This is a genomic window from Robiginitalea marina, assembly GCF_024006985.1.
GTDB classification, from domain to species: Bacteria; Bacteroidota; Bacteroidia; order Flavobacteriales; family Flavobacteriaceae; genus Robiginitalea; species Robiginitalea marina.
In genome coordinates this window covers 547,679-559,618 of the sequence record NZ_JAMXIB010000001.1, presented here as the reverse complement: position 1 = coordinate 559,618, position 11,940 = coordinate 547,679, and the positions used below count along the sequence as shown (strand labels likewise).

General features: G+C 53.7%; 9 protein-coding genes. 4 read left to right on the top strand and 5 right to left on the bottom strand.

Going from position 1 to position 11,940, the window contains the following annotated elements; genetic code table 11:
* Positions 1-42: 42 nt before the first annotated feature.
* Entirely contained in the window at positions 43-699 is a 657-nt protein-coding gene (gene fsa, locus NG653_RS02435) for a fructose-6-phosphate aldolase (protein WP_252740068.1), read from the top strand.
* A 57-nt stretch (positions 700-756) separates the two neighbouring features.
* Here fsa and NG653_RS02430 read toward each other — a convergent pair whose 3' ends face one another.
* Positions 757-2,043 (bottom strand): transaldolase, encoded by a 1,287-nt coding sequence (locus tag NG653_RS02430; RefSeq protein ID WP_252740067.1) that lies wholly within the window; start codon positions 2,041-2,043, stop codon positions 757-759.
* Between the two features lie 270 nt (positions 2,044-2,313).
* Between NG653_RS02430 and NG653_RS02425 the strand changes: the two genes are divergently transcribed.
* Entirely contained in the window at positions 2,314-3,942 is a 1,629-nt protein-coding gene (locus NG653_RS02425) for an ABC-F family ATP-binding cassette domain-containing protein (RefSeq protein ID WP_252740066.1), read from the top strand.
* Between the two features lie 55 nt (positions 3,943-3,997).
* Here NG653_RS02425 and NG653_RS02420 read toward each other — a convergent pair whose 3' ends face one another.
* Positions 3,998-4,684, bottom strand: a complete 687-nt coding sequence (locus NG653_RS02420; RefSeq protein ID WP_252740065.1) for a hypothetical protein — start codon at positions 4,682-4,684, stop codon at positions 3,998-4,000.
* A gap of 203 nt (positions 4,685-4,887) precedes the next feature.
* Here NG653_RS02420 and NG653_RS02415 point away from each other — a divergent pair, with 203 nt between their 5' ends.
* Entirely contained in the window at positions 4,888-5,415 is a 528-nt protein-coding gene (locus NG653_RS02415; protein WP_252740064.1) for a fasciclin domain-containing protein, read from the top strand.
* On the opposite strand, the gene pheT is transcribed toward NG653_RS02415, so the two are convergent.
* From pheT to NG653_RS02400, 3 genes are all read right to left on the bottom strand, one after another.
* Positions 5,412-7,832, bottom strand: coding sequence for a phenylalanine--tRNA ligase subunit beta (gene pheT, locus NG653_RS02410; RefSeq protein ID WP_252740063.1), 2,421 nt, complete (start codon positions 7,830-7,832; stop codon positions 5,412-5,414). The genes NG653_RS02415 and pheT overlap by 4 nt on opposite strands.
* 124 nt (positions 7,833-7,956) lie before the next feature.
* Positions 7,957-9,075 (bottom strand): 3-isopropylmalate dehydrogenase, encoded by a 1,119-nt coding sequence (gene leuB, locus NG653_RS02405; RefSeq protein ID WP_252740062.1) that lies wholly within the window; start codon positions 9,073-9,075, stop codon positions 7,957-7,959.
* Entirely contained in the window at positions 9,075-10,247 is a 1,173-nt protein-coding gene (locus tag NG653_RS02400; protein ID WP_252740061.1) for a 2-isopropylmalate synthase, read from the bottom strand. The genes leuB and NG653_RS02400 overlap by 1 nt, the downstream gene beginning before the upstream one ends.
* Before the next feature lie 147 nt (positions 10,248-10,394).
* Here NG653_RS02400 and NG653_RS02395 point away from each other — a divergent pair, with 147 nt between their 5' ends.
* Positions 10,395-11,939 (top strand): hypothetical protein, encoded by a 1,545-nt coding sequence (locus tag NG653_RS02395; RefSeq protein ID WP_252740060.1) that lies wholly within the window; start codon positions 10,395-10,397, stop codon positions 11,937-11,939.
* The last annotated feature ends 1 nt before the right edge of the window (position 11,940 follow it).

The window sequence follows — 11,940 nt, the reverse complement described above, 5'->3', positions numbered from 1 at the left end:
GGGAACGCTCGTTTTTCCAGCTCATTCAAACCACATTTATCCATGAAATTCTTTATCGATACCGCGAACATAGACCAAATCCGTGAAGCCCAGGAACTCGGCGTCCTGGATGGGGTAACCACCAACCCTTCCCTTATGGCCAAGGAGGGGATTACCGGAAGGAACAACATTTTGAAGCATTATGTGGATATCTGCAACATTGTGGAGGGTGACGTTTCCGCTGAGGTGATTGGCACGACCTTCGACCAGATGGTGCGTGAGGGGGAAGAATTGGCTGACCTCCACGAACAGATCGTGGTAAAGGTCCCGATGATCCGCGACGGGGTAAAGGCCCTGCGGTATTTTTCCGAAAAAGGGATCCGCACCAACTGTACCCTGGTTTTTTCTGCAGGCCAGGCCCTGGTGGCCGCCAAGGCAGGCGCAAGTTATGTTTCCCCCTTCATCGGGCGGCTCGATGATATCTCCACCGACGGGCTGAACCTGATTGCGGAAATCCGGGAGATCTACGACAACTACGAGTTTGAAACGGAAATCCTGGCTGCTTCCATCCGCCATACGATGCACATCATTGCCTGTGCGAAGCTCGGGGCCGATGTCATGACCGGGCCCCTTTCCTCAATTGAGGGCCTGCTTAAGCACCCCCTCACCGATATCGGTCTTGAAAAGTTCCTGGAAGATTATCGCAAAGGAAATTCCTGAAGCGACCGCTTGTCCGGGCAAGCGATCCCCCGGTTAATGCGCATCTGAGAAAACTGCCTAGAATGAGGTATTCAGGTTGGCAAACCCGTCGATGATACGGCCGTCCTTGGTAAGGATACTTTTGAAGGGGTGGTAGACCACCAGCGTATGGGCGAAACTTTGGAAATCCCCGGTCCAGAACTGGTCTTCTTCTTTGAGCCCATGGTTCCCAAGTAGGGTTTTCCACCGGTCACGGCTGGTTCGCAGGCAAATCCCCACAAATCGGGTATCGGGATGTTTTTCGCTCAGGTCATGTACCCTGCGGGTGATGTTGACCAGGTGTCGCGGTTCTGGCCCCGACCAGAAATAGAAGACTACTTTTCCCCTGGAGGCGATATCCTTCAGGCTGAGGTTTTCCCCTTCGGTGTTTTCCACCAGAAGGGCGGGCAACTCCACATTGGGCCTGAGGTTGCGGATGGACTCGCTTAGATGGTTGATTTCCTCCAGGTGCCTGTTTTCGCCGGAGCGGGCATGGAAATCCTCCATGAAAATCTCGAAATTCTCTTCCGTGTCATTTTTTAGCAGGTATTCAAAGGCTACGGTCCGGAAAAGGTTATCCCGCAAGTCCTGACCGGTAACGAGGCTGTCGATCAGCTGGAGCTGGTGCTGGTTGAAGTGCAGCTGGTTCCTGATCTTTGCCTGATCCATATCACAGGATTTCTGGCATCCCATAAAGGCGAGGTTACCTATATGGTAGAGCATGAAATCGTAGTACGGTTTCAGGAAAGTCAGGTTCGGGTTGTCGTAGGAAACCTGGCTGCGGTAGTCGTAGAAATCGGCCGGAAGGTCGTGAAGGACACCTTCACCAATGACCTGCCGGTGCCAAAAGGGATACTTCTCCTTGTAATAGAAATTTTTATACAAAATACTGGCAAGGGCCAGTTCGTATCCGTTTTCTGAAAGGGTAAAGTCGTTGTGGAGTGATTCCAAACGACTGATTTTATTTGATTTAAGCGAATCAAGCTTTGCGCTGAAGGCCTGGGGTTCCAGGGGGACAAAGGAATGGCGGATCAACCCTTCCTCGCTTTCGGTTTCCAGGTAAAGGTCGATCAGGAAATTATTGAGGGTTTCGCCCCGGCCTGAAAAAACCAGGGATTCATCAAAGGAAACTGTATTGAGGCGGATCTGGAGGCTATCCCCTTTTTCCAGGTAGACATACTGAAACTCGGGTCGGTGGTAAAAATTGTACAACCCCTCCTCCAGGGAATCCAGTTCCATGAAGAAGCGGTTGTCGGCATCCAAAAGGGCCGAGTCCACGGGCTCTTCCCCTTTGTAAAGGATCACATAGGAGTCCGTTGGGTTCACGATTTCACCGGCGAAGTAGATCGCACCGGATGACTCCTGCTTTTGATTACAGCCAAATATCCCTATCAGTAAAAAAGCGAGTAGCGCTCGGTTCATAAAGTCTTTCGGCATCGGATCAGGACAAATCTAAACAAAGCCCTATTCCCGCTTTGTTAATGGGGAGTTAAAAAATGGAAATCAGGAGGTTACAGCCCGGGGTTTTAACAAAGCGTTATACTGGCCCCCCCGGGGTTATTTTTGTACTTTTGCCGAAATTTTAAAATTAAGGCCATGCTTTCTGTTTCCAACCTTTCCGTGCAATTTGGCAAAAGGGTTTTGTTTGACGAGGTTAACGTCACCTTCACCGCAGGCAATTGCTACGGGGTCATCGGGGCCAACGGGGCCGGAAAGTCGACGTTTTTGAAAATCCTATCCGGGGACGTCGACCCCACCTCGGGCAGGGTGCACCTTGAACCGGGCAAGCGCATGTCGGTGCTGGAGCAGAACCATAACGCCTACGACCCCTATCCGGTGCTGGAAGCCGTCCTGATGGGCAATAAGCCCCTTTTTGAGATCAAAACCGAAATGGATTCCCTCTATGCCGACTACAGCGATGCCAATGCCGACCGAATCGGGGAACTCCAGGTGGCCTTTGAGGAAATGAATGGCTGGAACGCGGAAAGCGATGCAGCCGCCCTGCTTTCGAGCCTTGGGATCCCCGAAAGCCTTCACTACAGCCCCATGTCGGATTTGGATTCCAAAGTCAAGGTAAGGGTACTGTTGGCCCAGGCCCTCTTTGGGAATCCTGATGTGTTGGTGATGGACGAACCGACGAACGACCTCGATTACGATACCATCCAGTGGCTGGAGGATTTTCTCGCTGCTTATGAAAACCTGGTGATCGTGGTTTCCCACGACCGTCATTTCCTCGATGCGGTTTGTACCCACGTGGCCGATATCGACTTCGGCAAAATAAACCTGTATTCCGGAAATTACACATTCTGGTATGAGAGCAGCCAGCTGGCTGCAAGGCAGCGGGCCCAGCAGAACAGGAAGGCAGAGGAAAAGGCCAGGGAATTGCAGGAATTCATCCAGCGATTCAGCGCCAACGTTGCCAAAAGCAAGCAGGCTACTTCCCGAAAGAAAATGCTCGATAAGCTCAAGATTGAAGACATCAAACCTTCGAGCCGCAGGTACCCGGCCATTATTTTCGACCGGGAACGCGAAGCCGGAGACCAGATCCTGCATGTGGAAGGCCTGGGCGCCCGGAGTGAGGAAGGGGAGTGGCTGTTCCGCAAAGGAGAACTAAACCTGGCCAAGGGCGATAAAGTCGCCCTGATTTCCAGGGATTCGCGGGCAACCACTGCATTTTACGAAACCATCACCGGGAACCGGCAGCCTGCGGAAGGTTCCTTTTCCTGGGGGGTCACCACTTCGGTTTCTTACCTCCCTGCAGATAACAGCAGCTTTTTCCAGGACGACATCAACCTGGTAGACTGGCTCCGGCAATGGGCGAAGACCCAGGAGGAAAAGGAAGAGGTATACCTGAGGGGATTTCTCGGGAAGATGCTTTTCAGCGGGGAGGAAGCCCTGAAAAAATGCACGGTGCTCTCCGGGGGCGAAAAGGTGCGCTGCATGCTGAGCCGGATGATGATGCTGCGGGCGAACATCCTCCTGCTCGATGAACCTACCAACCACCTCGACCTGGAAAGCATTACCGCCTTCAACAACTCCCTCAAGCAATTCAAGGGTACCGTGATCTTCACCACCCACGACCACCAGTTTGCGCAGACCGTGGCCAACCGCATCGTGGAGCTCACCCCTGGGCACACTATCGATCGCTACCTCTCGTTCGACGAGTACATGTCAGACCCTGCCATCCGGGAACAGCGCGACAAACTCTACCAGGTCACCGCCTGAAGCACGCAGGGGCAACCAGGCAAACCGGCTGCCGTCCCCGGGAGCGGGAACCTGATCAGGCATTAAAATACTTGCTATTCCAGATGGCGGGGTTGAAATTCTTGCCCAGGGCAAAGCCGTAGAAAATAGTTACTGCTGCCAGGGATTTAAACATAAAGAAGAAGATGATCCAGAATTCAGCCGAACTGTTGCTCCTGGAAAAAAGGCCTTCCGGAACCAGCAGGGTCAGAAAATAGCTGAGAACCACCACGAGCAGGGTGAGGTTCACCAGGCTTTTAAATGGCCAAACCATCCATCTTCTTAAGGGGTGCAGGTCGTTGCCCCATTGGTGGATAAGGTAAAAATACCCGTTCCCCATGGGGGCAAAAAGGAGGGGGTCATCTTTATCCTCCAGTTTGAAAAGCCGGGAGGGGGCAATGATTTTCAGCCCCTCCAACTGCGTCTGGTGTGTCCTTTCCAATTCGGAAACCGCCTTGCGGGCTTCTTCAGGCACCTCAGGTTTGAAATATGCAAGGTCCAGGAATCGAAGCCTGTAATCGATGCAGATTTTACGGATCTGATCGAGGTGGTATATCCGCGAAGTGTCGAGCAGGTCGAATTCGAACTGGTTTACGGGCAAGGGGCCACCCGACCCGGGATGGGGATTTAACAGGGCTTCCAGCCACTGGTCCAACGATACCTCAGCCAGCGCGGTTTCACGCACTCTCTGAAGTTCTTTTGCGATATTGGTCCTGTTGATCATTTCCTTTTCTTTAGCAATTGCTCAAAATTAACGAATGACAGGCATCATGCAAAGCCCATCAACGACCGCTTGATTGTTAAAGTATTGTTAAAAAAATAAGGTGTGCGTCTGAGGATTTCCTGAGGATTGTCATAAAACGGTATCTTATCGGGCTTTTTCGACATTTTGTCGAGAAGGCGGGCAACCGGTAATTCCACCTCCTTATGCGCCTTAGACTACTAATCCTTTGCCTTGGCCTCTCTGCCTCTGCCCCCACACTCAGGGGACAGGTGGTTGCTGAGGAAGGGTCATTGATGCCGATCCCGGGGCCCTATGAAACCCTGTCAAAAGCCATCGCCCTTTCTGAATTTAAGCAGGTATTGGAAGTCAGCGGGCCCTTTACCGTCTTTGCGCCTTCCGATACGGCTTTCCTCAAACTCGAAGGTTCCGGGTCCGCCCACCTCATGGACCCGGAGAACCGCGGGCAACTGAAAAGCCTTGTAGGGTACCATATCGTGGCGGGGGAGCTTACGGCTTCCCGGATCCTCAGGGCCCTCTCCCGTGGAAGCGGTACCGCCCTGTTCACCACCGTGCAGGGGGAACCCCTGCTCGCATCCCTTGAAGGTTCCGATATAGTCCTGACGGATTGTAGCGGAGCACAGGCCCGAATCGTGCATGCAGACCGCACCGTGGAGAACCTGGTATTACATGAAATAGACGCGGTGGTATCGCCCGAATCGCGGCCGCGTTAACGAAGCTCTGCGCCCAGGTCTTTCTCGAACCGGACCCGCAAGCGCTGCATCACCGCATCAATGCCTTTATCGGTAAGCGTTTTCCCGGGGTCCTGCAGGGTGAAGCTCACGGCGTAGGACTTTTTCCCAGGGGGGAGTTTATCCCCGGTATACACATCGAAAAGCTGGACTTTTTGCAACAATTTCCGCTCCTCGGCAAAAGCCAGATGGTGGAGTTGGGCAAACGTCACGTGCTGATCCAGCAGGAGGGCAAAATCGCGCTTCACTTCCGGGAACTTTGGGATTTCACGATACAGAAAGCTGCGGTCAGCAGCGGCATTTACCAGCTCCATCCATCGGATATCAGCATAAAAAACCGGCTGCCTGATATCCATCTCGCGCAGGATCCCCGGGTGGACCAGCCCGAAGTCTGCAAGGGTCCGGCCTTCGCGCACTGCCTTAAGCCCTTCCCCAAACCTCATGTCCGCCAGCGGTTCCTCCTGGTAGGGGCCCATGCCCACCCGGTCGAAAAGTTGGCAGATAACTCCTTTTAAGTGGAAAAACCCCAGGTCTTCCCCTGTACCGGTCCAGTGGTCTGCGTGCTTTTTTCCGGTGAGCAAAAGGGAAAGCCTTTCTTCTTCACGGAACGCATCCGCCCCACGGTGGTAAACCTTCCCAAATTCGAAGAGTTTTTGGTCCGGCTGCCTTCGGTTCAGGTTATGACGGACCGTTTCCAACCCACTGAACAAAAGGTCCATCCGAAGGGCCGATAACTCCTTGCTGAGCGGGTTCAGCAGGGTAACCTGCAACTCCGCCCCGGAGAGGGCCCTCTGATGGTCGGGGTTGGTAAGGCTGTTCCCGAGGATTTCAAAGAACCCGTTGGAGGTCAGCAGGCTTCCTGCGACTTCCTCAACCCGGTGGGGCTCCACGGGGGGAGGGGGCAAAATGGAGGCCGTAAGCTTTTCCTTATTGGGGATGTTGTTGTATCCGTATACCCTCAGGATTTCCTCAATCACGTCTACCTCCCGCCTTACGTCGGAGCGATAGAACGGGATAATCAGGCCGAGGCCAGACTCCGTAACGCTTTTCACCTGGATATCCAGGGAAGCCAGGATGGATTTGATGGAATCCCTTGGGATTTGATACCCGATCAGGGAATCGATTTTTTCGAAGGTCAGGAAGACCTGGAAATCTTCCCTTTTAACGGGGTACAGGTCGGTGACATCTGAACTGATGTCCCCCCCCGTAAGCTCCCGGATCAGGATGGCCGCCCGTATCAGGGCATATTCCACATTATTGATGTCCACCCCCCTTTCGAACCGGAAGGAGGCGTCTGTGCTCAGGCCGTGCCGCCTGGCGGTCTTTCGGATCGAAATCGGGTCGAAATAAGCACTTTCCAGGAAAATTGACCGGGTGTCTTCGGTAACCCCCGTATTGATGCCCCCGAAAACCCCGGCAATGCACATGGGTTTTTCGCCATCGCAGATCATGAGGTCTTCCTCGTGGAGGATTCGCTCTTCTCCGTCGAGGGTCATGAACGGCGTTCCCGCTTCCACGGTCTTAACGATCACCTTTTTTCCGAAAATGCGGTTGGCATCGAAGGCATGAAGGGGTTGCCCCAACTCGTGCATCACGTAATTGGTGGCATCCACCACGTTGTTTATGGGGTTCAGCCCTATGGCCCTCAACCGGTTTTTGAGCCAGTCAGGGGAAGGTTGTACGATCAGGTTGGTCAGGGTGATCCCGCAATACCGCGGGGCAAGCTGGTGGTCTTCCACCGATACCTCGATCCGCAGGGAACGGTTGTTGACGTTGAAAGAACTCACCGAAGGGGTTCGCAGTTCCTTGTTTATCTTCAACTGCTTCAACCCCGCCCTGAGGTCACGGGCCACGCCGAAATGGCTCATGGCATCGGACCGGTTCGGGGTGAGCCCGATCTCGAAGACCTGGTCGTCTTCCACGTTAAAGAGGGCATTCAGGGGCGTTCCGTTCGGTGCCTCGGTTTCCAGCACCATGATGCCGGCGTGGCTTTCTCCCAGGCCGATTTCATCCTCTGCACAGATCATGCCGTGGCTTTCCTCCCCGCGGATCTTCCCTTTTTTTATTTTCCAGGGTTTCCCCGCGGAATCGTACAGGGTTGTCCCTATGGTCGCCACGGGAACTTTTTGGCCTTTGGCCACGTTCGGCGCGCCGCAAACAATGGACACCGGTTCCGAAAGGCCGATAGCTACAGAGCAAACCTTCAGTTTGTCGGCATTGGGGTGTTTCTTTACCTCCAGTACTTCGCCTACCACGACGCCGTTAAGCCCCCCTTTTACCGACTCAAACCGGGAAATGCCCTCCACTTCGAGGCCAAGGTCGGTCAGGAGTTCTGCGGTTTTGGCGGGCTCCCAGTCAATTTCCAGGAATTGTTTCAACCAGTTATAGGAAATATTCATGCTGCCCCTTTAAGCGCTCAAAGATAACATAATGTCCCAAGATTTCCATAGTCCCCGGCCAGAATGGCCTAACCAAAAAACCCCCGGGGTCCGGAGGTTTTTGCAGTCATTTCAAAATCGGGAATCAAATGATGGTCGATTTGCCCAAACCGATATTTTCCTTGTTCAGTCCGCGATAATCCTCGCCGTCTGCGATATGGGTCGCAACGAAGTGGCCCACGTCATCCGTCCCGTATTTGGACTTCGGGTCCAGGTCGGGGGTAACGATCCCTTCCCTGAGCGACCGGTCCACGGCCTTGGATACAGCATCGGCTTCTTCCCTGAGCCCGAAATGTTCCAGCAGCATGGCGGCCGAAAGGATGCTGGCAAGGGGGTTGGCGATATTTTTGCCCGTAGCCTGCGGATACGAACCGTGGATTGGTTCGAACATCGAATAGCGTTCGCCCACGGAGGCCGAGGGAAGCAGTCCGATCGACCCGCCGATGACGCTCCCTTCATCGGAAAGGATGTCCCCGAACATGTTTTCCGTAAGGATGACATCGAACTGCCCCGGGTTCAGGATCAGTTGCATGGCAGCGTTATCCACAAACAGGGTATTTAAGGCCACCTCCGGGTAGCTTTCCGCAATTTTGGTAACCACCCTGCGCCACAGGCGCGAAGATTCGAGGACATTGGCCTTGTCTACCAAAGTGAGTTTCTTCCTGCGGTTTTTGGCCGCTTTGAAGGCCAGGTGGGCTATCCGGCTGATTTCATCCTCCGTATAGAGGCAGAGGTCCGAGGCCGAGGTGCCATCCGGGCTCAGGGTTTTCTCCCCGAAGTAAATGCCCCCGGTAAGTTCCCGGTAGATGACAAAGTCGGTATGCTCAACGATCTCCCGGCGAAGGGGAGAGTTCCCGATGAGGGTAGGGAAGACCTTTACCGGCCTGATGTTGCTGAAGAGCCCCAGTTCTTTCCTCAGTTTTAACAACCCCTGTTCAGGGCGGACCTTGGAGTCCGGGTTATTGTCAAACTTCGGGTCCCCGATGGCCCCGAACAGTACGGCGTCAGAGCGTTTGCAAAGGGCCAGGGTGTCTTCGGGGAGCGGGTCCCCGGTTTCCGCTATGGCCACAGCCCCAACGGAGGCACTGGCAAAAATAAATTCGTGCCCGAAAGTCTCCTCTACGGCCTGCAGGCAGGAAACCGCCTGGGCTGTGACTTCGGGTCCTATCCCGTCACCCGGGAGCAAAGCAATTTTAAGTTTCATCAGGCGATGCTTTCGATGTTGATGGCCGAGGCTTCCACAATCTGGTGGATGTCCTGGTCAAGGATTTCTTTTTTGCAGTCGGCAAATTTCAGGAATTGTTCGTACACGGCGTCCAGCTGTACCTTGGTCAGCTCATAGCCTACTTTTTTGGCCCGGTAAGCCAGTGCGGCCCTGCCGCTTCGTGCCGTAAGGACGATGGAGGATTCGGTGACCCCCACTTCTGCCGGGTCGATGATTTCGTAGGTCTCGCGGTTTTTGATGACCCCGTCCTGGTGGATCCCCGAGCTGTGCGCAAAGGCATTGGAACCCACAATAGCCTTGTTGGGCTGCACGGGCATCCCCATTTTCTGGGAGACCATCTGGCTGGTACTGTAGAGCAATTTGCTGTTAATGCCTGTATCCAGGTTCAGGTACGGATGCTGGCGGAGGATCATCACCACTTCCTCCAGGGAGGTATTCCCCGCCCTTTCGCCTATCCCGTTGATGGTGCATTCGATCTGCCGGGCCCCGTTGATTACCCCGGCAATGGAGTTCGCCGTGGCCAGCCCCAGGTCGTTGTGGCAATGGCAGGAAAGGATGGCCTTCTCAATCCCCCTGACATTCTCCTTCAGGTATTTCATTTTGGCGCCGTATTCCTCCGGCAGGCAATACCCCGTGGTATCGGGGATATTCAGGACGGTGGCCCCGGCTTTGATCACAGCCTCGCAGACCCGGGCCAGGTATTCGTTGTCGGTTCGTCCGGCGTCCTCCGCGTAAAATTCCACATCCTCCACAAAGCGCTTTGCGTATTTCACCGCAGCCACAGCCCGCTCCAGTATTTCTTCCCGGGTGGCTTTGAATTTGTGCTGGATATGGGAATCGGAGGTGCCGATCCCCGTGTGAATCCTGGGCCGCTTAGCGTGTTTCAACGCTTCGGCGGCCACCTCGATGTCTTTCTGCACCGAGCGGGTCAGGCCACAGACCGTGGCATTGACCACGATTTTCGCAATTTCCGAGACCGACTGGAAATCTCCCGGGCTTGAAATGGGAAAGCCAGCCTCTATCACGTCCACCCCCAACTGGTCAAGGCGCTCGGCGATAACCAGTTTCTGGGCGGTGTCGAGCTTGCAGCCTGGCACCTGTTCCCCGTCCCTCAGGGTTGTATCAAAAATCTGAACTTTCTCCTTGCTCATTGTAGAATTGCGTACTTTTAAACCTTGTACGAAGGTAACCTGACCTTTGGGATAGGAAGGGGTCGGTCGGGGCCATTTACAACGTTAACCCGCGGGAACCTTTATTTAAATGGTTGTAAATCAACAATATAAATTGTATTTTTTACGATGACAAGTGCCCAGAAAGACACTTTGTTTGTTTTGGTTAAATCGCTTTCCAAATCGGAGAAAAGGCAGTTTAAACTCTATGTGGGGCGTCTTGGGGTCAATACCGATGCCAAGTTCCTGGCCCTGTTCAACTTGCTGGACAAGCTGAGGGCCTATGATGAAGAAGCCATCCTGGCCAGTGGGATTGTGAAGAAATCGCAGCTTTCCAACCTCAAGGCCCATTTGTACAAGCAGATCCTGATCAGCCTGCGCCTGAACCCCGTGAACCAGAACATAAGGGTACAACTCCGGGAACAGCTCGACTTCGCCACTATCCTGTACCAGAAGGGGCTCTACCGGCAGAGCCTAAAAATCCTTGACAAGGTAAAAGCCACTGCCATTGCCAACGAGGAAAAGAACATTGCCTATGAAATCGTGGAGCTTGAGAAGATTATTGAGTCGCAGTACATCACCAGGAGCCTGCCCGACCGGGCAGGGGAGTTGTCCGATCAGTCGCGTTGGCTGTCGGAACTGAATGCCACTGCGAGCAAGCTCTCCAACCTTTCCCTGCAGCTCTATGGGATGATGCTGAAAATGGGCTATGTCCGCAGTGATGCCGACTACCGGAAGGTGACCGATTTTTTTGAAAGCAACCTTCCGCAATACCGGATGGAGGACCTGGGGTTTCGCGAAAAGCTTTGGCTTTACAAAACCTATCTCTGGTACAGTTTCCTGACGCAGGATTTCCTTTCATGCTACAAGTATTCCAGCAAGTGGGTGGATTTGTTTTACGACAACCCCGAAATGATCGACCTGAACCCGGTATTTTTCCTCAAGGGGAACAATTACCTCCTGGAATCCCTTTTTTTTGTCAAATACAGCTCCCAGTTCCGCGCTACCCTGGAAAAGCTGGAGCAGGTGATCGCCCGTGCGGAATTCCCGAAGAACGATAACGTCGCTTCCCTGTCTTTCCTCTACATCAATGCCAACAAGCTCAACCTGCACTTTATGGAGGGGACCTTTGAAAAGGGCCTGTACCTGGTGAAGGTGGTGGAGTACGGCATCGGCAAGCACAGGGACCGGATTGACCAGCACCATGTGATGCTGTTTTATTACAAGATCGCCTGTTTGTACTTTGGCATCGGCGACCACAAGGCCTGCATCCACTACCTCAATAAAATCATCCGCAACAAGACCCTCAAAGTCAGGGAAGACCTGATGTGCTTTGCCCGGGTGCTTTCCCTGGTGGCCCACTACGAGGCCGGGATGGACTACCACCTTGAGGTACAGTTGAAAAGCACCTACAAGTTCCTCCTCAAAATGAATGAACTCCACGCCGTGCAGCGGGAGATGATCAAATTCCTGAGGAAAATGGGCTCCATTTATCCGCAGGACCTCAAAGCGGCTTTCCAGGAGCTTTACGAGCGCCTGAAGCCCTACGAAAACCACCCCTATGAGAAACGGGCCTTCCTCTACCTCGATATCCTTTCGTGGCTGGAGAGCCATTTGCAGGGGAGGCCTGTGGCGGAAATCATCAGGGAAAAAGCCCTGGCGTTGACAAGGTAGA